The organism is Prosthecobacter sp. (genome assembly GCF_044373815.1).
In the GTDB taxonomy this organism is placed as follows: Bacteria; Verrucomicrobiota; Verrucomicrobiia; order Verrucomicrobiales; family Verrucomicrobiaceae; genus Prosthecobacter.
In genome coordinates, this window is the sequence record NZ_JBIPNG010000010.1 from 16,683 (window position 1) to 39,262 (window position 22,580).

Sequence of the window (22,580 nt, forward strand, 5' to 3'; positions counted from 1 at the left end):
ATTGTTGACGGTGGTTTTTCCGAGCCGCTGATCTGACCGTCAGAATTTGTCGGCCATTTTTATGCCGAGCCAGAAGGCGGCTGGGATGATGGCGGCGAAGAAGGTCCAGTGGCGCTTTGGGGGAGGAGCAGGGCGAGGATAATCGGGGATGAGGCCGGCGGATGTCATGCGATCGTAGAGATCGGGGTGTGACAATCGTTTCGTCATCACTGCGGGCATCTGGTTGGCTTGATAGAGCTTCTCAAGAGCACGGGCGTAGACCGGACCTTCGGCTTCATTCGTGACGGACATGGAGTCGGCGCGGTTTTCCATGCGCTTGGTGGTGCTCGCGGCCAATTTCCGCAGCAGCCAAACACCAATAAAAAGCCAGAACACGCCACCGATTTGGAAGTGATGCACGACGGGAAGGGTGAATGCGAAACCAAGCCAGCTCAGGCCTCCCAGCATTCTCGAACAGCGGACGGAAACAGATTCGCAGAGATGCGCCATTTCATGCTGCACGAGAGTGCGCAGTTCGGCATCGTCCAGAACCTTCATCGCTGGCGTGGTCACGATGATGCTCCGGATGTACATCAAGGCGAAAGCATTGGCCATGATGGCATCCATCACCCACGCACGGACTGGGGGCACGCCGGATGCCGCGGTGACTTCGTCGACTATCTGCCGCAGACGGGAGGTGTGCGGATTTGCACCGAGTCCAGGCAGGGCGCGCAACCAGATGCCAGAGTAAATCAGGACCAGCAGCACAGCAGCCACGCCCAACCTGAGCCAGTCTCTCGATTCAAGATTTTCGGAGGTGGAGATGGTCGCCCAGACGATGACGCCAAGCCAGGCGGAAGTGAGGAGCAGCATCCACAACGTCTGCTTCAGCCACATACGCAGCGTCAATCCGGACCAAAGAAGGCGGTCGATGAAGAACTGTGCCGTGAAAAAACCGCCCAGCGCACCGAACGTCACCATGCCGACATCAGGCACATCGCCGGCGAGTTCATGGCGCAAAATAAATCCAAGACCGATGACACTCATGGCAACGGCGGTGCGTGTCTTGCGTGCCAGCCACAGCCAGCGTGCACGTTCCGTCCAGTGCTGATCCCGGACCTGCTCCCAAGGGCGCAGGGACAGCCGCATCAGCGTGTAGCTGTAAAGAACACTGGCGACGAAAAGCAGGCCAAGAAAGAGTGCGGGAGAAAGCATGATTAATGAGGCAGGCCGAAAAGATAATAAGCGGCGCAGAGCAAGGCGAGAACAATGGTGCCGGCGTTCAGTTCGCGTGAGCGGCCTGAAGCCAGTTTTAGAACTGGATGCACGACCAGACCGGCGGTGAGACCGTTGGCGATGTTGTAAGTGAAGAGCATCATCACGATGGTGACGAAGGCCGGAACCCACTCGGTGAGATCATCGAAGTCGATGCGGCGTACGGAGCCGGTCATGAGAACGCCCACGGCGATCAAGGCCGGGCCGTAGGCGAAGCGGAGCTGCTGCAAGGGCTCGATCAAGGGGATGAAAAACAGCGAGAGGGCAAACAGGGCAGCTGTGACGAGCGAGGCGAGGCCGGTGCGTGCGCCTGCGCTGATGCCGGTGGCGGATTCGATGTAGGCGCCGCTGGTTGAAGTGCCCACGAGACCGCTGAACATGCAGGTGAGCGCATCGACGAGCATGGGCTTCTCGACTTGGGGGAAGTTGCCTTTTTCATCGAGCAAGTCTGCTGTGGCACCGAGGCCGGTGAGTGTGCCGAGGGTATCTAGAAAACTCATCAGGAAGAGGGTGAGCAGCACGGGAAGGAAGCTGAGCTGGAGAACACTGGTGATGTCCAGTTTGAAGGCGATGCGGCTCAGATCATAGTCACCGGTGAAGGGCAGCGCTGCGATGGTCTTGGGCATGTGGCCGAAGCCGAGCGCGCCGCCGATCAACGCTGTGACAATGATGCCGATGAGGAGTGCGCCGCGCACTTTGCGAATCATGAGCACGGTCATGAGCAGGAAGCCGCCGAGTGCGAGCAGGACCTGAGGATCGCGCAGATTGCCGATTTTGACGGGGACTGCGGGAGAGAGGAACAGACCATGCGCATCGGTTGGCAAGGCAGGAGGCGGCAGACCTGTCACGAAACTGGTGACGATGCCGGTTTCATACAAACCGATGAAGGCCAGGAACAGACCGATGCCGACGGCGAAACTGTGTTTCAATCCTGCTGGCACGGAATTCGCCAGCCAGCCGCGAATGCCGAGCAATGTGATGATGAGAAACAAAACTCCGCTGACGAAGACTGCGCCGAGCCGCTGCTCCCAGCCAATGCCGAGTGCGGCGAGACCAAAGGCGATGAAGGCATTTTCACCCATGTAGGGTGCGACTGCGATGGGGCGGTTGGCGATCAGGGCCATCAGCAGGCAGCCCACAGCCGCTGTCAAAATGGTGGCCACGGTGCCGGGGCCTACGGGGATGCCGGCGAAGGAGAGGATCGCCGGATTTACCACCATGATGTAGGCCATGGTGATGAAGGTGGTCACGCCGCCGATGACTTCGGCGCGGACTGACGAGCCATGCTGATGCAGCTTGAAGAAGGCTATCATGCTGCGGTGGAGAGGAGCGTGGAAGAGCTGAGCTGCAATTTGAATCCGCGTTCCAATGCGGCGTGATTTTATGCGCAATTCCAGGCTGGCGGCGGTCGTTCACAGCGGGCCATGAAGTCCCTGCTGCTGCTTTCATCCTTTGTTCTCCTCCACTCATCCTCATGGGCCCAACCCAATGTGGTGCTCTTTCTGGTGGATGACATGGGCTGGATGGACAGCGGGGTGTATGGCTCGAAGTACTATGAAACGCCCAACATCGACAAGTTCGCGACGCGGGCGATGCGGTTTACGAATGCGTATTCGCAGCCGCTGTGCTCGCCGACACGAGGGAGCATCCTGAGCGGACAGTACACGGCCCGGCATGGCATCACGACGGCGAGCGGGCACCAGCCGCCGCAGCCGGCCGGGCATGTGTTTCTAGCGGAAACCGGCCCGGCGAATGCGCCGATGCTGATGCCGGAGAGCAAGAACTACCTGGAGCCTGCGCAGATCACGCTGGCGGAGACTTTGAAGGGGGCGGGCTATCGCACGGCGCACATCGGCAAATGGCACCTCGGGCTTACGCAACCCTACTGGCCGGAGCAGCAGGGCTTTGATGTGGCGTTTCACTGCCATCCAGACCCAGGACCTCCGGGAGAGTATTTTTCGCCTTATGGCGTGCTGCTTGATGGCAAGCCCGGCGGCAAGACCAAGGTAGGAACGATCACCGACGGGCCGCAGGGGGAGTACATTGTGGACCGACAGGCAGCGGAGGCGGTGAAGTTCATCAATGCGAACAAGGGCGGTCCGTTTTTTCTCAACCTGTGGTGCTATGGCGTGCATGGACCTTGGGGGCACAAGGAGGAATACACGAAGTACTTTGCGGCGAAGAAAGATCCGAGCGGACGGCAGGGAAATCCGATCATGGCGTCTATGTTGAAGAGCGTGGACGAGTGTTTTGGGCGCATCCTGGCGGAACTGGAGCAGCAGGGCATTGCCGACAACACGATCATCATTTTCACTTCCGACAACGGTGGCAATGCGCACAGCAATGTACCCGGCACAGGAAAAACAGAAGCGGCGGAGAAGAACAAAAGTGAGTTCCTAGCTGACTGGCGCAAGTGGGCAGGCGATCAACCGCCGACGATGAACACCCCGCTGCGCGATGGCAAAGGCACGCTGTATGAAGGCGGCACGCGTGTGCCGATGATGTGGGCCTGGGCGGGCAAGATCAGGCCTGCCAGCATGAGCGAGGCCGTGGTAGGACCGATTGATATTTACCCGACCGTGATTGATCTCCTCGGCATCAAGAAACCGGAGCAGCAGGTTTTTGATGGCGTGAGTTATGCGAAGGTCTTGAAGGGTGATGGCGAGCTGAAGCGCGAGGCCTACTTCAACTATCATCCGCACGGCGGCGCGAACCGTGCCGGTGGCGTGTGGGTGCGCAGCGGAGATTTCAAGCTGCTGCGCTGGTTTGGCAATCCCAGCACGCACGAGCTTTACAACCTGCGCGAAGACCTCAGCGAAGCGCATGATCTGGCCGCGACGATGCCGGACAAGGTGAAGGAACTCGATGCGCTGATTGATGATTTTCTCAAGGACACTGGCGCGACTTATCCACGGCCCAACCCAGCGTACAAACCCGTGGCGGCCAAGGTGGCTGCGACAAAGACTGATCCGCTGGATGCGTGGAAGGAGCGCCAATGCAAGGCCACGGTGAGCGCGGGCATTCTGACGATGAAGAGCACTGGGAAAGCAGGCACCGGATTCCTTGGGCACGGGATGGCCAAGATGAACGGACCTGCCACGGTGAAAATGCGCGTGCGCAGTGAAGCGGGCGGTGCAGGTAAGATTGATTCGCTGCCACATGGTGCGGCAGATCCGAGCGTGGTGCATTCCTCGGCGGTCGAAGTCAAAGCGGGGGACTGGCAGGAGTTGAAGATTGAACTGGGTGACAAGGGGCCGCTGGGCACGCTGCGTGTCTATCTACCCGATGGCGAGATTGACTTCATTGAAGTTGCGCCTGCCAGTGGGAAAGTGCAGCGGTGGGATTTTTGAATTCAACTCCCCTTCCCTCATGATCCGCCATACTGTCGCCTTCCGTCTCAAGCATGAATCCGGCTCTGCCGCCGAGCGGGATTTTTTACTCGCAGCCTGCGAGCTCGCGAAGATCGAGGGCGTGCAGAAGTTTGAGTGTCTGCGTCAGACCAGCGTGAAGAACAGCTTCAGCTTTGGTCTGTCGATGGAGTTTGCGGATGCAGCCGCGTATGCTTTTTACAGCGACCATCCGGAACACACGGCCTTCGTGCAGAAGCGCTGGATTCCTGAAGTGGTGGAGTTCATGGAGCTGGACTACGTGGCTCATGCGCCGTGAGGAGCGTGCCTGGGAGAGAGGTGGCAAAGGGACTAGCGACGCTTCTGTGTCACCGCTACGCGGTTCCACCGAACTAACTGGTGCGGGTTCATGGTTTCCGTGGGTTGGCACCCACGGCTACCGTTATGCCAGCGCTACGCGCTTCCGAAGAACTGCAAAGCAATGCTTTTGAAGTGCTAGAGCATTTTAAATATTTTTGTGTCGTATCAATCCAGTGCTGACAAAGCGGTTCTACCTCTTCCGGCCCCTGACATACGCCGACAACGAATATTTTACTTCGCGGAGAGGAGAGGGCCGGCACCTTTCGACAGCATGGGATCCCCCCCCTCACCCTAACCTCTCCCCAAAGGACATCTTGGGCATTGCCCTGTCATCGATGGGGAGAGGGGATTCGCTTGATGTCCGCGTTAAGGATTGAGCGAACAAAGCTATGAAACTGCTGAGCGGCCAGGCATCGAGACTCAAAAAAAGCGCCGCGCCAGGTGTGAACCGGACGCGGCGTGAGGAATTCAGGATGGAATTAAGCGCTGATGTGATTGGAGACCAGCTTGGTCATCTCGAACATCGACACTTGCTTCTTGCCGCCGAACACCGCCTTCAATGCGTCATCCGCATTGATGTTGCGCTTGTTCTTTGCGTCCTGGAGACCATTCTTTTTGATGTAGTCCCACAGCTTCTTCGTGATCTGGCCACGAGGAGCAGGCTTGTTGCCGACGACGGCTCCGAGGATCGCGTCAGGCTGTACTGGCTTCATGAGCGCAGGATTGGGTTTCCGCTTTGCTTTGGCAGCTTTCTTAGCTGCCGGTGCTTTGGCAGCTTTCTTGGCTGCTGGTGCTTTGACAGCTTTCTTGGCTGCCGGTGCTTTGGCAGCCTTCTTGGCTGCTGGTTTTGCTTTGGTTGCTTTCTTGGCCATAGTGTTGTTGGCGGCTGTTGCCGTAGGAGCAGGTTATGAGAGCGCCCTGCGGAGCGTCAACGCAAATTTAATCAATATTTGAGGTTGTTTCCCTGCGTACAGCCGCTCGGCACCCTGCGCAAATGCACTTCGGCGGATGTCGACAACAGCCCCATTTTTGTCGCTGCATTTGTGCATCATCTCGACTGCGAAGCGGGGTCAAACCTGAGTCAGCCCCCATGCTCATGAGGGTGACTTCAAACCGAAAACGAGGCTACAATTTCGCGCGGCTTTCAACCCATTGCACGGCGTAGCGAACCAGAGAGGCACCGTCGGTCATGCCGAGTTTTTCTTTGATGTGAGCACGATGGGCTTCGACGGTTCTGGCGCTGATGCTGAGCTGAGCGGCGATGTTTTTGGTGGGGACGCCACTGCCGATGAGCGAAAGGATTTCGAGTTCGCGATCTGTGAGAGCGTCCATGCCAGTGGCTTTGGAACGTGCCGCACCGGTGACCTGCTCAAGCATGCGTGCGTTGAGAGATTCACTGACATAGAGCCCACCGCTGATGACTTTGTGAATGGCGGTGACGAGGTGATCCGCAGCCTCCTCCTTCATCACATAACCACGGGCACCGGCACGCAGCGAGCGCTCGCCATAGAGTGTTTCATCGTGCATGGAGAGCACGATGCACTGGGTGGAAGGATGCAGGGCACGGATGTCTTTGACGAGTTCGAGGCCGTTCTTGTCCGGCAGGGTGAGATCAATGACAGCGAGATCGGGCTTGAGTTTGCCAACGACTTCGAGCCCATCACGCGCGCTGCCGGCCTCACCGATGACGTCAAGCCCCTCCTCGGCACGGATCAACTGCGCGAGGCCATGACGCATGATGGGATGATCGTCGATGAGGACGAGGCGCTTCACGGATTTTTCGCTGGTGCGGGAACGCTGCATATGACCTGGGTGCCGCCGCCGGTGCGCGGCTCGATTTTGAGTGTGCCGCCTATCATCTGAGCGCGATGGCTCATGGTCAAGAGGCCCATGCCAGTTCCTTTGGCCGGCGAATCGGGAATGCCAATGCCATTATCGCGGACATGGAGGACGATATTGCCACTCTGGCGGGCGAGATGAATGTCGACCCGGCTGGCCTGGCCATGCTTGACCGCATTGGAAACAGCCTCCTGAGCGATGCGAAAGAGCTGCACGGAGAGTTTGTTGTCGGCCAGCTGCACCGGATTGTCGTAACGAAAATCACATGCGATCTCAAAGGCCCGGGCGGTGCTTTGTGCGAGCTCCTCAAGAGCTTTCATGAGACCGCCGGAGTCGATCACCACAGGCATGAGGCCGCGGGACGTTTCACGCGCACGTGTATTGGCCTTGCTGATGAGATCGACGATTTCCGCCAAGCTCTGGGCTTCGGCGCTGCCGGCCTTGGTGAGTTTTTTTTGCGCCACCTTCGCGAGGCAGCCGATGGCGGCGAGCTGCTGGCAGAGATCATCGTGGATGTCCTGTCCGATGCGAGCCTGCTCCTCCTCGCTGATGTGGAGGATCTTGTCCTCCAGAGCCTTGCGTTCGGTGAGGTCACGGATGATGCCTGTGAAAATGCGACGCCCGCTGGGCAGCACGGCTTCACCGACGGAGAGGTCGATGGGGAAGACGGTGCCGTCTTTGCGCTGGCCCACGACCTCACGCCCGATGCCGATGATGCGATTCACGCCGGAGTTCAGGTAGTTCTGAATGTAGCCGTCGTGCCGGTCGCGATAGGGCTGGGGCATGAGCAGGCTGATGTTTTTGCCGATGATCTCAGCACGCTGGTAGCCAAAGAGGCGAACCGTGGCGGTATTGGCGGTTTCGATGATGCCATTGGCATCGATCGTGATGATGGCATTGACCGCTGTTTCCACGATGGCGCTGGAAATTTGCTCGCTGGCCTGAAGCGCAGCCTGCAACTGGGCAATGCTGGGATCGTCAGGCGCTGGTCTCTGCATCGGCATACAGGATTTCAATCTGGAGCGATGACGAAGCCGTCCGGCTTCACGGCGAGGATCGAGCAGGGAGCATGCTGCACGATTTTTTCAGCCGTGGTGCCGATGAGCATCTCGCGCAGGCCTGTTTTGCCATTGGTGCCGAGTACGACGAGGGTGGCGTGCACTTCGTTGACATGATCCAGAATGGCTTCACGGATGTTCACGCGCTCCTTGATGTGCTGAGCGACCGCCACATTTTCTACATCACGTGTCAGCGGCTCAAGGAAGGCAGCCAGATCTTTACTCCAAGTCGCCACAGCCTCAGGATCGTAGGTGGCAGGCAGCGAAGGAGCAAAGCCGCCGTAATCGAGCGACATGGCGAGGGCGCTTTGAAACACATGCAGGCAGTCGAGAGAACCACCGTCCTGCTGCGCGACATGGAGCGCGCATTGCACCGCCTTGGCGGAGTTTTCAGAAAAATCGACGCAGGCGACGATCTTCTTGAAGGGCCCCTGGGCATCTTCGCGCACGACGAGGACATCGACGGGGGCTTTGCGCACGCACTTGGCGGTGATGACGCCGATGCGGTGGGGTTCATTGCGTGATCCCTTGGCCCCCATGACGAGGAGATCGGCGCTGTGGGCGCGGCAGGCTTCGACGAGTTCGGAGAAGGGATTGCCGATGCGCACTTCGGCATTCACGCCCGCACCCACTTCGGCGTCATCCACAAACTTTTTGAGCCGTTCCACCCATTCAGCACGAATGGTGGCCTGATCGGCGGAAAGCGCGCTTTTGAGTTCATGCACGAGAAACTCGTCCATGACATGCACAGCGGTGATGGCAGCGCCGTCAAGTGAGGCGCGGTGCACGGCCTCCCGCAGCGCGATGCGACAGGAAGAGGTGAAGTCGATGGCGGCGATGACGTGGTGGAGCTTTTTCATGGTGTGTTTGGATTAAATTCATTTCACCATAGTCGTCGGAAAAAGGCAATGCCGCGCCGGGGTTGCGGCGTAGTGGGCAGAGCTTGCGCTCAAAGCCCGGCTTCTTCCTGAGCCTGCTCGACTGCGGCTTCAAGAGTCCACAGGGTGCGATCAAAGCTCTTCTGGCGCGCACGAAACTGGGCTTCGTCGGTGATGGCGGTGAGTGTTTCCAGTTCCTTGACCGCAAAGGCGTGATGCTGCTCCAGAGCGGAAATGCGTGTTTTGAAATAATCGCGGCCGCCCTGGTCCTTGAGCACGTCAATGTCCGCCTTCCAGCCGGTGAGCGCAGTGCCGGCCTGCTGGAGATACTCTGCGCGGCTGGTGGTCACATGGTCCTTGGCTTTTTTGTACCACTCGCGGCCTTTGATTTCTCCCTGCTCCTTCACTTTGGAGAATTCGTTTTTCAGCTTTTCCGCAGCGCGGCGGAGCTGATCATTGAGGCTGTCTTCGGCACGGAGCGAAAGAGCGCAAAGGCTGAGGGCGAGGCAGGTGATGATGGCTTTTTTCATGGTCGTCGAGGGATACGGCTGGATGCCGCCAACCATGCATGCTCTTTTCCTTGGCGAAAGAATTTCCCACCAGCTCCGTCAAGTTCATGCCCATGATCCGCACGACCGCCCTCACCGCCCTGTCCATTTCCCTGCTGACTGTTCTTTCGAGCGCCCAGCCTGCCACGAAGCCTGTATTCTGGCCCGGGAAGGGAGGCCCGACGCAGGACTGCATCGTCCCGGCGGCGGATGTGGCGCGGATTCCCCTGGAATGGGACAGCGCCTCCGGCAAAAACATTGCGTGGCGTACGCCGCTGGAAGGCCTGGGGCATTCCTCGCCAGTGATCGGCGGTGACATGATTTGGTTCACCTCTGCCACAGCGGACGGCACCAAGCAGTTCATCTATGGCATCGACCGTCACAGCGGGAAGATCGTGCATCATGACGTGGTGTTTGAGAATGTGGCTCCTGAAGATCTGGGCAACCCCATCAACAATTACGCAGCCCCTTCTCCTGTGCTGGAAGAGGGTGCGCTGTATGTGCACTTCGGCACCTATGGCACGGCGCGCATTGATCCTACGACGGGCAAGAAAGTGTGGGAGCGCCGCGACATCAACGTGCGCCACTTCCGTGGGCCAGGTTCATCGCCAATCATTTACGGCGACCTCATCATCCTGACCTTTGACGGCATTGACCAGCAGTTCGTCACGGCGCTGGACAAGAAGACGGGCAAGAGCGTCTGGAAAACCGCCCGCACCACGGACTACGGCGACCTGGACAAAGAAGGCAAGCCGACCCGGGATGGCGACATGCGCAAGGCCTACCACACACCCGGTGTGTTTGAGATGGGTGGCAAGCAGGTGCTTGTCTCCATTGGCTCTCGTGCTGCCTTTGGCTATGAGGTTTCCACGGGCAAGGAACTCTGGACGATCCGCCACGGGGGATTCAATGCGGCCATTCCGCCGGTGCGTTTCGAGAACCTGCTGATCCTGAACACGGGCTCTGAGCGTGCTCACACGATCTGCGTCCGCATTGATGACAAGATGAGTGGCGACATCACTGAAAGCCATGTCCTGTGGGACCGGGAGAAGCGGAATGCCAGCGAGGCGGCCCCGGTGCTGGTGAATGGCATCCTGTATCAGACCACGCGTGGCGGCATCGTGAGCGCGGTGGATGTCAAATCGGGCAAGGATCTCTGGGATGACCGGCTGGCGGGCAAGCACGTCCCTGCCCCGCTGGTGCTCGGGGACAAACTCTTGTTCTCCAATGACCGTGGGGAATGCTTTCTGGTCCGTGTCTCACCTGAAAAATTTGAGGTCCTCGGTCAAAATCAGCTTGGAGAGCAGATCACGGCCTCTCCGGCAGTGGCAGACGGGGCGCTGTTTATTCGCAGCAGCGGAGCGCTTTACAAGATTGCGACCAAGTAGCCGGAAAAGGCCCGATTCTCGGGTCAAGGCTCCTTAAGCCACTGAAATTTGGCCATCCAAAGTATATACAAAAACGGAACTCTAGCCTGACAAAACGTGATTGGCGGATGCCTTCTTTCACTGCGCATGTGGCGTAGGGGAAAAATCCGCTTGCACTCACAAAACCGTCGCAAAGAGACCAAGGATGTGCTAGGTTGAAAGTCCATATGCCTACCACCACACCGACACGTAAGACACGCTTCTCCCGCCGAGTCCCTGATCATGTCACTGACGAGCTAGTCAATGTTCTCTCAAAGCCGGAAACTTATGAATTTAACACTCTGTTTGGACTGGTGTATGACAATCTCAAGCTGAAAAATGCGGTGAGCGGTGGCGAAGAAATGCTGCGCCTGCGCTCCTATGAGAAGCTGCAGAATCTCGTGAGCCGCGGCCTTTGCGCCAAGGTTGGCAAGACCTACCGCGGCCTTGATGGCCTGCGTGCCGCCCACAATGCCGCGATCGCCGCCCGCAGCGCTGCTGTTGTGGCCCGCACCACGGCTGCTGCAGCTGCCCGGGGCTAATGCTTCCGTCGATTTTGGGCCGCTCTGCCATCGTGCAGGGCGGCCCTTTTTGTTTCCGGGTTTGACGCTGCGCCGCCTCTCGCTAACCATTCGGCATCATTCACCCCCATGTTTGAGAATTACATCCCAGTCCTGCTCCAGATTGTCATCGCCGGTGGTTTCGCCGTGGTGACCCTCATCGCGTCTGCGCTGCTCGGCAAATCCGCCAAGCGCAACACGATCAAAGATTCCGCCTACGAGTGCGGCATGCTTCCCGTGGGAGACAGCCAGCCGCGTTTCAGCGTGAAGTTTTACATCGTGGCGATGCTCTTCGTGCTGTTCGACATCGAAGTCGTCTTTCTTTATCCCTGGGCCATCATTTACAAGGACTACCTCGCTGCCGTAGGCGGAGGTGCCTCGATTCTCGCGGTCGCCGCCGGCTTCGCATCCATCCTGCTCGTTGCGTTTGGTTATGCCTGGAAGAAGGGCGTGCTGGACTGGAAGTCCTAGTCTTTCTGCAAGCGCCACAGGACTTTCTTTCTGCCTTCATGATCGCCTACCTCAGCCTGTTTCAGCTCAAGCCCCAGGTCACGGAGGAGAAGCTGGAGCACATGATGTCCCAGACGCGTGTAATGCTTCTTCGGGTTCCGGAGGTGCTGACTGTCAAAACGGGCAAGCGCGTGAATCCGTCTGATCCCTACCCGTGGTTTGTGTATCTTGAAGTCGAGACGATGGACAAGCTGGCCATCTGCCAGGATGACCCGCACTACTTCAAGTTCCGTGAGGAAGTCCTCAAGCCGAACATCTCTGAGCAGGAGTCCACGGCCTTTGAGATGGAGCCGCGCAAGGACGTGAAGTACTCTTAGACCGAGTGGAAACGAGGCAGGGCGGCACTTCGGAGTATCGGGGTCAGAGACCCCGACGCCTTGGCTAGGAGCGGTTCACTTTGCCTTGGGTGACAGATGCCCGGTGAGATCGCCTGCGTAGCCTGCCAGCTCCAAGAAAGAGCGGCCTGTGACTTGGCCGTGTGAATCGATCACATCGCAGGCACCTTCCCAGTAGGGCAGCTGTGTGATGCCGCCGTCCTGCTCCTGATCTGGGGCCAGAGGTTTGAGCTCCAGCGATTCGCCCTCGAAGGCAAGCCGGACGCGGATCGGATATTCGGCGCCGGTGCGCGGGCTTTTCCAAGTGCCGAGCACTTCCCATGTGAAGGCGTCGCGTGCGAGATGGCGGAGTTTGCCGTCACGCTCCACCACGGCGAGGGTGGAGGCTGGGTCTGAAGAACCGTCCTTCCTGCGCATGCGGTAGACCATGATCTCGCGGCCGTCCTTGAGCTGAAGGGCCGCCCAATCCCAACCCACCTGCCCTGCCTCCAACTGGCTGCTGCTGAACTCGTGATCCATCCATGCCTCGCCGGTGACTGCATGCTCCACGGCACCCAGTTTGACGGTACCAGTCGTCTTCAAGCGTGGCCATGTGAGGTAGTGGCTTGCTGCTGTTTCGGAAGCGCCTTTGCGTGACACTCCGTCTTTGCCGAAGATGGCCAGGGGCTTCACGGCTTCGAGTTCGAGTTGCAGCAGGGCCTCGTTGTTTATTGTCGCTGCGATGTGCAGGTGCTGGGTTGTTTCATCCAAGGTGAGCGACCAATTGCCATTTTGGACGGCGAGTGTGGACTCGGATGAGGCGGCGTCCCAGCCTGAGCGGTTCAGGCGTTCCTGATGCAAAAAGCGGCCTGTTTTTGCATCCAGCAGCGCGGCATGGGCGAGGTGGAGCTGCAGAGTCTTGCCGTCCTCGCGCCGGGCCTGGCGAAAGAAGGTGACCTGAAAGCCGAAGCGATGACCGTCTTTGGAGTCGAGATGGCCGGTGACATACCACCACTCGGTGCGAAAGTCAGGATGGCTGCCGTGATCGCGTGGGAAGGCAAAGACTTTTCCTGGCTGGGGCAATGCAAAGCCATCTGTGGTGGTCTGTGCATGCAGCCATGGAGTGAGCAGGAGGAATAAGAGGATTGTGTGCTTCATGTCATTCCTCGGTGTGTTCTTCAGGCAGCATGGCAGCCCAGCGTCCGACCAGGGCTGCCACCAGCATGCCGGTGGCGATCACTGCAGCGCCGAGAACGGCGAGATGCCACCACACGGCGTGAAACTGCAGGGTCCAGCCGAAGCATTGTTTGTTGATGCGATAGACGAGCAACCAGCCGAGCCAGAGACCTGCGGCAATGCCGGTGAACGCGCCTGCGCAGGCCACGCCGAGGCCTTCCAGTGCGGCCGACTTTGCGATCTCTCGGCGCGACATGCCGAGGGAATGCAGCGTGGCCAGAACGGCGCGGCGTTCGAGCAAGAGGCTCGTCAGCGCGAGACCGAGACCCACCACAGCAACGATCACGCCGATGACCTCCAGAGCATGGGTCACGGAGAAGGTCTGGCGGAAAATGCGCAGGGCTTCGCGACGGAGATGCGCGTTGGTGAACACGCTGAGTCCGGGCTGCTGCGCTTCGATGTGGCTGCGCACGGTTTCTGCATCCACACCGGGTTTCAACATGAGGGCCACGCGCCAGGCTTCGTCGGTGTCAAACCAGGTGCGGAACACAGAGGAGGGCAGCGTGAGTGATCCACGCTCATTGCCGTATTCTGCGTTCATTGCCACGACGCGCACCTTGTGACCTGCGAGGTCGATCACATCGCCGACATGCGTGGCGAAGCGTTCGCTCCAACTTTCGCTGATGATTGCGGGGGGGATATCATCGTCCGTCTTCCACCACTCTGTATGCTGCGGGGCCTGCACCCAGGCATAGAGATCATGCTTGTCCGCAAACACGGGATTGGTGCCGAGGATCAAGACTTCGCCACCCTGCCAGAGCAGTGTCTTTGCCTGCACGAAGGCCAGTTCTTCAACTCCCGGTTCCTGCCCGAGCTCCGCCACAGTTTTTTGTGTGATGGCGTGGGTGGAGGATGCACTCTGCGCCCCTGCACTGCTGATATAAATGTCTGCCTTCATGGTGCGATCGATCCAGCCGCGCATGGTGTGATCAAAGCTCGCGACCATGACTGCCATGCCTGTGGTCATCGCCACGGCGCTGGCCAAAGCTGCGACTGCGAAGCGATGCCGCACGGTGGGACGTCGGAGGTGTGAAAGAGCAATGCGCCAGACGGCGGACTGTGCTTTTTTGCGAGCAACGAAGCGCAAAATGGTGCTCGCTGCCAATCCGGCACCTACGAGCCAGAGCAAGGCGGCGGTGTAGCCAGCAAGTGGGAGGCGCGTGCCGTTTTCAAAGCGGAGCACGGGGAGTTGCGCGAGCAAAACGGCTGCCAGCATCATCGCCCAGCCGATCCATTCGACGCGCCACACGGTGCCGCCTTCGAATGGCGTCGCATGATGTCCGAGCATGTGTGCCGGAGGGGTGCGTGCGGCCATGCGTGCGGGCCACCATGCGGCGATGAGACTTGCGAGGATGGAGATGGAAAGGGCGAGAAATGCCTCAGAGACGCTCAGCGAGGCCTGCTGCTCGCTGGTGGCGCCATAGAGCGCGTTCATGGTCTTGGTGACACCGCCCACGGCAGCCTGAGCGCCAAGCCAGCCGAGCAGCACGCCCAGACCACCGCCACAGAGGCCGAGCAAACCTGATTCGAGGAGGAAGGCGATTTGAATGGCGCGATCCGTGACGCCGAGTGATTTCAGAATGCCGATCTCATTTCGGCGCCTGAGCACGACGCCATCCAGTGCCTGGAAGATGAGATAGCCGCCAACCAGCAGGGCGAGCAGCGAGAGGATGGTCAAATTTAGACGGAAGGCCTGAGTCATGGTGCCTGCGAGCTGGCGACGGTCTGAACCGCCGCGGACCTGCCAGTGAGCCCTAAGCAGACCGCCCGTTTCCTCGCGCAGATTGGGAAACAGGGGGCTGTCTTGTGACAGGACCTCGACTCGATCGATGCGATCTCCGCGCTGCAGTATGGTCTGTGCTTCAGGGAGATCCATCAGGAGCAGATGAGCAGGGAGACTCGGGACTCCGGGCACCTCTGGCACGACGCCGGCGACCTTCAGTGTGATCACTCGATCATCGGCGATGAGGCGCAGTTCCTCGCCGGCTTTCGTGCCGAGCTTTGGACTGACGTAGACTCCTGCATGCATTGACTGCATGTTTGAAGCCCCGAGTCCTGCGGGGGCTTCGCCACGGAGATTGAGCAGTGCGATGAAATCCACGCCGAGGAGACGCCATGTGGCACGCGAACCAATTTCACCGTTTCCTTTGTCGAGCGCAGGCGTCACGGTTTCCTCCACCACGGGGAGCAGGCTCACGGGTCGTGGTCCCAGGGCCTCTCGCATTTCGATCAAATCGGCTTCATGGAGGGAGCCGGTGAGTGCCTGCACGGTCCAGTCTGGCTGCCGGGTGACGCCATCGGTGAAGGTTTCGAAGCCAGAAAGAGCGGCATTGCTGGCGAGGCGCACTGCGAGATAGACGCTGGAACCGAGCGCCAGGATGAGCATGAGGGCCAGCTGCTGTTTGAAAGCCAGCCGCCAGTGGCGCAAGGCACAGCGCCGCAGGATGAGAAGCACCGTGCTCATGCGCCTTCGACGATCTGGCCATCCTGCATGCGGAGAACGCGCTGGCAGTGTTTCACGGCGTCCGGGCTGTGCGTGACGAGCAGCAGGGCGGCCTGGGTTTCCTGCACGATTTCCGCCAGAAGATCGAGGACCTGCGCGCCGGTGATGGTGTCGAGACTGCCGGTGGGTTCATCGGCCAAGATCAAGGTGGGTCGATGAACCACGGCCCGTGCAATGGCCACGCGCTGCATTTCGCCGCCGGACAACTGGCCTGGCAATGCGGCAGCACGGTGAGCGATGCCCACGCGCTCCAAAAGCTGCCGGACGCGTGTTTCGCGCTCGTGGGTGGGCACGCCGAGAAGCTGCAAAGGGAGCTCGATGTTTTCTGCGGCGCTCAATGTGGGCAGCAGATGATAAAACTGAAACACGGTGCCGATGTGGCTGCGGCGAAGTTGGGCGAGGCCATCTGCGTTCAAGTCTGCCAGCACATGGCCCGCGATTGAGACGCTGCCGGTGTCTGCACGATCCACGCCGCCGACGCAGTTTAGCACGGTGGTTTTGCCGCTGCCGGAGGGGCCGAGGAGCGCGACACGCTCGCCGTGATTGAGATTGAACGAGACGCCGCGCAGGATGGGGCGTTCTGCGTAGCTTTTGGTGAGTAATTGGACTTCGAGGACCGGCATCGGAATGGTAACGGCCTGCCTAGACTCGTGGATGCTCACTTCATGGCGCGCATGAGCTCGCGCACGTATTTGCCGAGCATGTCGAACTCCACATTGAGGCGGTCGCCGGGCTTTTTGGTGTGCAAATTGGTGAGCTGGAAGGTGTGGGGGATGATCCAGCAGACGACGGTGCTGTCTGTCACTTCTGCGGCGGTCAGGGAGATGCCATCCAGGCAGACCGAGCCTTTGGGGATGATGAGACCGCGGTGTTCTGGGGGGAGCTCGACTTCCAGGCGGTGGTCCTGGCCATGCTCGCTCCAATCGAGCACCCGCACGGTGGCATCCACGTGGCCTTGGACGAAGTGCCCGCCAAAGCGTGCGCCGATGGCCATGGCGCGCTCCAGATTGACGAGAGAGCCGGTCTGCAGATCGCCGAGGCTGGTGACCTTCAAGGTTTGCATGAGGAGATCGAAGCTGGCGGTTTGTGCGGCAGAGTCCTTGGTGGTGACGGTGAGGCAGCAGCCGTTGACGGCCACGCTTTCGCCGTCCGCCAGTTCGGACGCCATGCTGCCGACATGCAGGGTCAGCCGCGCGCTTTCGCCGCGAGATTCCAAGGAGATGACTTTGCCGGTGGTTTCAACGAGGCCTGTAAACATACGATGACCTAATCCTGCACGCTGCCCCTGTCGATTTCCAGTTAGCCGAATCTTTATATTTTGTAACTGTAAAACTGCCAAAAAGCGGCGATTGAGAGGGTTGCTTTTCCGGTGTGAAACCCACCGCCGGTCTGTACGTCCCTGCCATCATGCCATCGCATCTTTTTTCAAAAACCTGTCTCGCTCTCGCATGCACCTTGAGTGTGCTGCACATCGGCCCGTCTGCGCAGGCGGCGGACAGGATCAAGGCCAATAACACGACCAATCTTAACAATGCGGGGAGCTGGAGCCCGGGCGTGCCAGACCTCGGCAATATGGCGGTATGGACCAATGTCGTCACCGGGGCAAACACCTCGTTGCTCGGAGGAGATGTGCTATGGCAAGGCATTCGTATCGCCGATCCGGGCGGAGCGGTCACGATTGGCGCGGGAAACACCCTGACCCTCAGCGCTGGGCAGGCGGGCATCAGCATCGACATGAGCTTGGCCACGCAGAATCTCACCATCCAGTCCGGGCTCACGATCAAGACTGCGGTGGGCCAGTTATGGAACATCGCCGCAGGACGCACGCTCACACTGAACACCGGTCTTTTCACCCGAGGCACGGGAGCGACGCTGAATGTGCAGGGGTCCGGCACGGTGAACGCCACGACCATCGTCAATGACGCCAGCGGACTCATCGGCACCTGGGCCACTTTTGGCACGGGCACGGCAACCCGTTTCGCAGCCATGGATGGCAGCAGCAACATCATCGGCTACAGCAGCGGCACCGCAGCGGCCACGGCGGCAGGCGTCACGGACACGACAGGAGTGGTCAACTACGACGTGGCGGCCGTGGGTGCGGTCGGCGCAGGGGCATCCTTCAACACGCTGCGCTATACGGGGGCGGCAGGCACCATCACCGGAAATTTCACCGCCAACGGCATCCTGAATTCTGGCACGGGGGCGCTCACCCTGAGCGGCACGGTCAGCATCGGGGCCAGTGGCGAGCTGGTGCTCACCAATGGAGACAGCAATGCGCTGCGTGACATCATCGTTTCAGGCATCATCAAGGATGGAGCGAGTGGCACCTCAAGCCTTACCAAGGCGGGACTGGGCAACGTGACGCTGTCAGGTGCCAACACTTACACAGGACTTACGACCATTTCACGGGGCAAGGTGACGCTGACAAGCACGGGCAGCCTGGGCAGCAGCAGCGGTGGCACCCGCATCGGCTTGAGCGGCAGGCTGACCCTGGCAGGTGGACTCACCACGGCGGAGTCTATCTGGATGGATGACGTCACGAATGCCTTCAACGGCGGCACCCTGATCGAAAACAGCGGCACCAACACGTTGACCGGCGCCATCCGGGTGAGCAGCAGCACCCGCTGGCAAAGCAGCGGCACCCTGAATGTGACAGGGGGTATTTCCACCATCAATGGCAACAGCGGAACATCCCTTGTGCTGCAGGCGGCGACGACCATGAACATCACTGGCAAACCACTCGCTCTGGGTGGTGGTGGCACCCTGTACATGGACAATGGAGGCAAGACCATCGTCCTCGGCGTGGTGGGCAGCACCTATGGAGCCAACAGCCTGTATGCCGGAACTTTGCAGACGAATGTGGCCAACGCCCTGTCCACCACCGCCACCATCAACTTCAGCGTGGCCTACGCCGCCGCCGCCTCCACGCTGAACCTAAATGGTTTTGACCAGAGCGCAGGCGCAATCAACACGAGCACCTATTCCGTGAGTGGAGCCTATGACCGCGTCATCACCAGTGCCACGGCAGCCACGCTAACGACAGGGCTCAACAATGCCAACACCACCTTTGATGGCAGGTTCACGGGAGCTGTCTCAGTGACCAAGACTGGCACGGGCACTTTGATCCTCAGCGGTACCAGCACCACCACCGGAAACTTCACAGTCAACGGAGGCACGTTGAATTTGAATTTTGGCCGCGCCACCGCCTCCCAGAGCGGGGCAGGAGCCGTGAGCAACTACCTTCCCAGCGCAGCCCCGCTGACGCTGGGTGGCGGCATTTTTCAGCTGACAGGCAGAAACAACGGCACCGCCACCTCACTGACGGGTGCCAGCTGGGCGGCCAACAGTGATATCATCACCGTAGCTTCCACGGCTGGACTGGCACCGGGGCAGCTCGTTTCCAATGCCAACTTTGCTGCGGGTGCCTATGTGGTCAGCGTACAGAGCGCCACCTTGTTTATCATCAGCGCCGCGCCGACTGTAGCAGGCTCAGCCGCCACCATCACCGCGACGGCGAACAGTTTTACCACCTCCCAGACATTCTCCGGCCTCATCCTCAATGCCGGAGCCTCGGGTGTGACTGTCACCCTTCCTGCCAATGGATCTGATGGCACGGTGCTCAACCTCGGGGGCATCACCCCCAATGCGGGAGCCACGGTGAACTTCACGCTGCCAACAGGCACCCAGAGTGCGACCAATGGCATCACAACAGACACGACCAACACGAATGGCATTCTGGGAGGCTGGGCCCGGGTGGGGAATGCATGGGCGATCAACAGCACGAATGCGGCAGGCGGCAACATCGTGGCGCTGACTACCTACACGGATGTCTCCCGACTCGGAGGAACGATTACCTCCAATGCCGCCGCCAATGTGCGCATTATTGATGCGGGTGCGAGCGGCAGCACCACTCCTGCCGCCACCGGGACCACAGACATCAACACCCTGCTGCAAACCGCGAGTGCTGGCACGGCTACGTATGATCCGGGCAGCACCGATGTTTTGCGCCTCGGCGCGGCAGGCGGCATCATGGTGGCGAGCACTGCGGGTGCGCTAACGATTGGTGCCAATGCGAATGACGGGATACTTACCGCCGGAGGTGCGGCTGCCACAGCTGGGACGCTTTACCTGACCAACAATCATGCCACGAACCTGCTGACCGTGAATTCCACGATCGCTGACAATGGTGCCGGAGTTGTCGGCGTCACCACCTCGGGTGCGGGCATCATACTCCTGGCAGGCACGAACACGTATACCGGACGCACCATCGTGGGCGGCGGCACGCTGCGGATTTCGAGCGAACAGAATCTGGGTAACGGCCCGCTGAGCTTCGCTGCTGACCAGCTCATCCTTGCAGGTGGCACCTTGAACACGACTGCCAGCTTCAACATTGATGATGGGAATCGCGGCATCACTCTCGCTGCGGCCGGCGGCACGATTTCGGTCAACAGCTCCACCACGCTGACCGTGGCCAATGGCATCGCGGGAACGGGGAGCCTTACCCAGTCCGGCTTAGGGACGCTGGCCCTCACCGCCGCGAACACCTTCTCTGGCGCGACGATGGCGAATGCCGGCACGCTGGCGCTCGGCCATGTGAATGCGCTGCAAAACAGCACGCTGTCCACGGCCACTGCCGGAAATGTCACCTTCACCCTTGGCGGTGCCAACATCTACAATCTCGGTGGACTCGCGGGCAATGACACGGTGGCCCTGGGTGCCAACACCCTGAGCGTCGGGGCCAATAATGAGACCACCGTTTTCACGGGAGTTCTGACCGGCACAGGCGGCTTGGTGAAAATGGGTGCAGGCACGCTCAACCTCACTGCGGCGAACACCTATTCCGGTGACACCCGCATCGAAGGCGGCATGATCGTGCTGGCCCATGCAAACGCGCTCCAAAACAGCACGCTGGACACCGGCAGCGCCGGTACCCAGAGCGCCAATCTCACACTGGGAGAAGGCACCATCTACAACATTGGCGGGCTCAAAGGCAGTGCGAATTTCGATCTCGCGGTCTCCAATCTCAGCGTGGGTGCCAACAACCAGAGCACCACTTTTAACGGTGTGCTGCAAGGCGCCTTCAACAACAACGTCACCAAAGTGGGAACTGGCACTCTGGTGCTGGCGGGCAACAACACCTACATCGGCACCACCACGATCAGTGCCGGGCGCCTCGACATCGGTGGCACCAATCTCTCCAGCATCACGGTGATGGCCGCTGGTGAACTTGGAGGGGAAGGCAGCACTTCAGGAAACCTTGTTTTCCTGGGAACCACCCGCACCCTCAACATTGATGCAAGCACTGCGGCAGCCCTGGGCGCCACTGGGGCGGGCAAGCTCGATGTCAGCGCGCTGGCGGTGGGAGGCTTTACCATCAACATCTCCGGCATCGGAACTGGAGCCATCAAGGTACTCACTTACGGGAGTGATGGGTTCATTGGTGATGTGAACCGGTTTTCACTGGGAACCAGCACCGCCAGCGCGCACGGAGCCGGGGCTTTCATCAACAATGGCATCGACGCGATCACCATCGACCTGGGCTATCTGGTCAATACCTGGGTGGGCGGGGACAGCAGCCATCCCACGTTCTGGGACATCGGCACGACCGCGAACTGGTCCAACTCCAAAGACAGCGTCTTCCAAACCGGAGACGATGTGATCTTTGCCGACGGTGCCTCAAGCCTCACACCGATCCTGCAATCCAACATCAGCGTGGGCGCGGTCACTTTCACCAACACCACTGGAACGAATTACACGATGAGTTCGGCGGCGGGTCAGATCCTCACGACCGCCAACGGCATCGCGGTGAACGGATCGGGCAATGTTACGATTCACAGTGTGATCGCGGGCAGCGGTGGCCTGACCCTGGCGGGAACGGGAACAACGACCCTCACTGCCGCCAACACCTACAACGGCATCACTCTCATCACGGGAGGCACTCTGCGCATCAGCGACGAGTCCAGCCTGGGTACTGCGCCTGGTGCTTTCAACGCCGGTCAGCTCACCCTGAATGGAGCGGGTGCCACCCTGACTGCGGCCACTAGTTTCACCATCAACGACATCAACCGTGGCATCCGGCTGGGCAGCAGTGGTGGCAGCCTCGGAGCGGACGCCACCTTCACGCTGACCATCGGGAATGTCATCAGCGGTACCGGCGGTTTGAACATCGGCGGGGCAGGCACTGTGAGCCTTGCGGCGGTCAACACCTACATCGGCCTGACCACGGTCAGCACCGGCACTTTGGAGCTGAACAACATGACCGGTGGCAATGCTATCGCTGGAGACGGTGTGGCGGGAACCAACGACATTCAGGTCAACACCGCTGGCACCTTGAAGCTCGCCGTTGCCAATCAGATTGCGGATGATGCGATCGTCCTGCTCAATGGCGGCACCTGGAACCTCGGCGGATTTAACGAGACGATCCGCAGCCTGACCGGAACTTTTGCCACCACGATTCCCACGCTGACTCTCGGCGGGGGGACTCTCACCTTGAACCGTCTTGATTGGGACAACACGGGGCCTGTCAGCAGCAAAGCGCTGGGTGATTCGGGCACGCTGCGATTTGTGGCTGATGGGGCAACGCAGCCGGTGTTTGAGACGAATTTTCTGGGGACGCTGGGCGTAACCCCGGGGATACAGATTGACGCACTGACTCTGAGTTTCCGCTCCGCGACTTATGGCACCACGTTGAACGGCAAGGTGTCGGGAGCCGGGAAATTGATCTTTGATGGCACTGGTGGAGCGGGGGGCCTCACTTTGACCAATGG

General features: G+C 59.8%; 19 protein-coding genes. 8 read left to right on the plus strand and 11 right to left on the minus strand.

Annotation, left to right across the window (positions count from 1 at the left end; all coding sequences use genetic code 11):
* Positions 1 to 39 precede the first annotated feature (39 nt).
* On the minus strand, positions 40 to 1,194 hold the full coding sequence (locus ACIREA_RS01845; protein ID WP_397379969.1) for a M56 family metallopeptidase: 1,155 nt from the start codon (positions 1,192 to 1,194) through the stop codon (positions 40 to 42).
* A gap of 2 nt (positions 1,195 to 1,196) precedes the next feature.
* A complete protein-coding gene (locus tag ACIREA_RS01850; RefSeq protein WP_397379971.1) occupies positions 1,197 to 2,567 on the minus strand; it encodes an NCS2 family permease in 1,371 nt (456 codons plus the stop codon).
* A gap of 111 nt (positions 2,568 to 2,678) precedes the next feature.
* Between ACIREA_RS01850 and ACIREA_RS01855 the strand changes: the two genes are divergently transcribed.
* Both ACIREA_RS01855 and ACIREA_RS01860 read left to right on the plus strand, forming a co-directional pair.
* Entirely contained in the window at positions 2,679 to 4,604 is a 1,926-nt protein-coding gene (locus ACIREA_RS01855; protein WP_397379972.1) for a sulfatase, read from the plus strand.
* A gap of 19 nt (positions 4,605 to 4,623) precedes the next feature.
* Entirely contained in the window at positions 4,624 to 4,920 is a 297-nt protein-coding gene (locus tag ACIREA_RS01860; protein ID WP_397379974.1) for a Dabb family protein, read from the plus strand.
* Positions 4,921 to 5,440: 520 nt separating this feature from the next.
* Here the strand turns inward: ACIREA_RS01860 and ACIREA_RS01865 are convergent.
* A complete protein-coding gene (locus tag ACIREA_RS01865) occupies positions 5,441 to 5,674 on the minus strand; it encodes an SWIB/MDM2 domain-containing protein (protein WP_397379976.1) in 234 nt (77 codons plus the stop codon).
* Between ACIREA_RS01865 and ACIREA_RS01870 the strand changes: the two genes are divergently transcribed.
* Positions 5,673 to 5,915, plus strand: a complete 243-nt coding sequence (locus ACIREA_RS01870; protein WP_397379978.1) for a hypothetical protein — start codon at positions 5,673 to 5,675, stop codon at positions 5,913 to 5,915. The two genes, ACIREA_RS01865 and ACIREA_RS01870, sit on opposite strands and share 2 nt — an antisense overlap.
* A gap of 171 nt (positions 5,916 to 6,086) precedes the next feature.
* On the opposite strand, the gene ACIREA_RS01875 is transcribed toward ACIREA_RS01870, so the two are convergent.
* The 4 genes from ACIREA_RS01875 to ACIREA_RS01890 form a co-directional block, all read right to left on the minus strand.
* Entirely contained in the window at positions 6,087 to 6,764 is a 678-nt protein-coding gene (locus tag ACIREA_RS01875; protein WP_397379979.1) for a response regulator, read from the minus strand.
* On the minus strand, positions 6,731 to 7,798 hold the full coding sequence (locus ACIREA_RS01880; protein ID WP_397379981.1) for a PAS domain S-box protein: 1,068 nt from the start codon (positions 7,796 to 7,798) through the stop codon (positions 6,731 to 6,733). Before ACIREA_RS01880 ends, ACIREA_RS01875 begins: the two co-directional genes overlap by 34 nt.
* 14 nt (positions 7,799 to 7,812) lie before the next feature.
* A complete protein-coding gene (locus ACIREA_RS01885; protein ID WP_397379983.1) occupies positions 7,813 to 8,718 on the minus strand; it encodes a universal stress protein in 906 nt (301 codons plus the stop codon).
* Positions 8,719 to 8,807: 89 nt separating this feature from the next.
* Positions 8,808 to 9,266, minus strand: a complete 459-nt coding sequence (locus tag ACIREA_RS01890; RefSeq protein WP_397379984.1) for a hypothetical protein — start codon at positions 9,264 to 9,266, stop codon at positions 8,808 to 8,810.
* Positions 9,267 to 9,304: 38 nt separating this feature from the next.
* On the opposite strand from ACIREA_RS01890, the gene ACIREA_RS01895 reads away from it, so the two are divergent.
* From ACIREA_RS01895 to ACIREA_RS01910, 4 genes are all read left to right on the plus strand, one after another.
* Positions 9,305 to 10,672 carry a PQQ-binding-like beta-propeller repeat protein gene (locus tag ACIREA_RS01895; RefSeq protein WP_397379986.1) on the plus strand — a complete coding sequence of 456 codons (1,368 nt, stop codon included), beginning with the start codon at positions 9,305 to 9,307 and terminating at the stop codon, positions 10,670 to 10,672.
* 206 nt (positions 10,673 to 10,878) lie between these two features.
* Positions 10,879 to 11,232: a hypothetical protein gene (locus ACIREA_RS01900; RefSeq protein ID WP_395730041.1), complete on the plus strand. Its 354-nt coding sequence runs from the start codon at positions 10,879 to 10,881 to the stop codon at positions 11,230 to 11,232.
* A gap of 108 nt (positions 11,233 to 11,340) precedes the next feature.
* Positions 11,341 to 11,721, plus strand: coding sequence for an NADH-quinone oxidoreductase subunit A (locus ACIREA_RS01905; RefSeq protein WP_397379988.1), 381 nt, complete (start codon positions 11,341 to 11,343; stop codon positions 11,719 to 11,721).
* Positions 11,722 to 11,759: 38 nt separating this feature from the next.
* Positions 11,760 to 12,077 (plus strand): Dabb family protein, encoded by a 318-nt coding sequence (locus ACIREA_RS01910; RefSeq protein ID WP_397379990.1) that lies wholly within the window; start codon positions 11,760 to 11,762, stop codon positions 12,075 to 12,077.
* Between the two features lie 75 nt (positions 12,078 to 12,152).
* Here ACIREA_RS01910 and ACIREA_RS01915 read toward each other — a convergent pair whose 3' ends face one another.
* From ACIREA_RS01915 to ACIREA_RS01930, 4 genes are read right to left on the minus strand one after another with little or no spacing between them, the layout of a single operon-like run.
* A complete protein-coding gene (locus tag ACIREA_RS01915; protein ID WP_397379992.1) occupies positions 12,153 to 13,232 on the minus strand; it encodes a lipocalin-like domain-containing protein in 1,080 nt (359 codons plus the stop codon).
* A 1-nt stretch (position 13,233) separates the two neighbouring features.
* Positions 13,234 to 15,774: an ABC transporter permease gene (locus tag ACIREA_RS01920; RefSeq protein ID WP_397379994.1), complete on the minus strand. Its 2,541-nt coding sequence runs from the start codon at positions 15,772 to 15,774 to the stop codon at positions 13,234 to 13,236.
* Positions 15,771 to 16,436, minus strand: a complete 666-nt coding sequence (locus tag ACIREA_RS01925; protein ID WP_397379996.1) for an ABC transporter ATP-binding protein — start codon at positions 16,434 to 16,436, stop codon at positions 15,771 to 15,773. The genes ACIREA_RS01920 and ACIREA_RS01925 overlap by 4 nt, the downstream gene beginning before the upstream one ends.
* A gap of 35 nt (positions 16,437 to 16,471) precedes the next feature.
* Positions 16,472 to 17,071, minus strand: coding sequence for a riboflavin synthase (locus ACIREA_RS01930; RefSeq protein ID WP_397379998.1), 600 nt, complete (start codon positions 17,069 to 17,071; stop codon positions 16,472 to 16,474).
* A gap of 113 nt (positions 17,072 to 17,184) precedes the next feature.
* Here ACIREA_RS01930 and ACIREA_RS01935 point away from each other — a divergent pair.
* The coding region (locus ACIREA_RS01935) for a beta strand repeat-containing protein (protein ID WP_397380000.1) at positions 17,185 to 22,580 on the plus strand (5,396 nt) is incomplete at its 3' end.

Excerpts from the sequence above, each read along its gene's own strand:
- ACIREA_RS01890 (WP_397379984.1), bottom strand. The coding sequence starts at position 9,266 with ATGAAAAAAGCCATCATCACCTGCCTCGCCCTCAGCCTTTGCGCTCTT.
- ACIREA_RS01855 (WP_397379972.1), top strand. The coding sequence starts at position 2,679 with ATGAAGTCCCTGCTGCTGCTTTCATCCTTTGTTCTCCTCCACTCATCC.
- ACIREA_RS01875 (WP_397379979.1), bottom strand. The coding sequence starts at position 6,764 with ATGCAGCGTTCCCGCACCAGCGAAAAATCCGTGAAGCGCCTCGTCCTC.
- ACIREA_RS01925 (WP_397379996.1), bottom strand. The coding sequence starts at position 16,436 with ATGCCGGTCCTCGAAGTCCAATTACTCACCAAAAGCTACGCAGAACGC.
- ACIREA_RS01880 (WP_397379981.1), bottom strand. The coding sequence starts at position 7,798 with ATGCAGAGACCAGCGCCTGACGATCCCAGCATTGCCCAGTTGCAGGCT.
- ACIREA_RS01920 (WP_397379994.1), bottom strand. The coding sequence starts at position 15,774 with ATGAGCACGGTGCTTCTCATCCTGCGGCGCTGTGCCTTGCGCCACTGG.
- ACIREA_RS01865 (WP_397379976.1), bottom strand. The coding sequence starts at position 5,674 with ATGAAGCCAGTACAGCCTGACGCGATCCTCGGAGCCGTCGTCGGCAAC.
- ACIREA_RS01845 (WP_397379969.1), bottom strand. The coding sequence starts at position 1,194 with ATGCTTTCTCCCGCACTCTTTCTTGGCCTGCTTTTCGTCGCCAGTGTT.
- ACIREA_RS01905 (WP_397379988.1), top strand. The coding sequence starts at position 11,341 with ATGTTTGAGAATTACATCCCAGTCCTGCTCCAGATTGTCATCGCCGGT.
- ACIREA_RS01870 (WP_397379978.1), top strand. The coding sequence starts at position 5,673 with ATGAGCGCAGGATTGGGTTTCCGCTTTGCTTTGGCAGCTTTCTTAGCT.
- ACIREA_RS01860 (WP_397379974.1), top strand. The coding sequence starts at position 4,624 with ATGATCCGCCATACTGTCGCCTTCCGTCTCAAGCATGAATCCGGCTCT.
- ACIREA_RS01895 (WP_397379986.1), top strand. The coding sequence starts at position 9,305 with ATGCTCTTTTCCTTGGCGAAAGAATTTCCCACCAGCTCCGTCAAGTTC.
- ACIREA_RS01885 (WP_397379983.1), bottom strand. The coding sequence starts at position 8,718 with ATGAAAAAGCTCCACCACGTCATCGCCGCCATCGACTTCACCTCTTCC.
- ACIREA_RS01850 (WP_397379971.1), bottom strand. The coding sequence starts at position 2,567 with ATGATAGCCTTCTTCAAGCTGCATCAGCATGGCTCGTCAGTCCGCGCC.
- ACIREA_RS01930 (WP_397379998.1), bottom strand. The coding sequence starts at position 17,071 with ATGTTTACAGGCCTCGTTGAAACCACCGGCAAAGTCATCTCCTTGGAA.
- ACIREA_RS01900 (WP_395730041.1), top strand. The coding sequence starts at position 10,879 with ATGCCTACCACCACACCGACACGTAAGACACGCTTCTCCCGCCGAGTC.
- ACIREA_RS01910 (WP_397379990.1), top strand. The coding sequence starts at position 11,760 with ATGATCGCCTACCTCAGCCTGTTTCAGCTCAAGCCCCAGGTCACGGAG.
- ACIREA_RS01915 (WP_397379992.1), bottom strand. The coding sequence starts at position 13,232 with ATGAAGCACACAATCCTCTTATTCCTCCTGCTCACTCCATGGCTGCAT.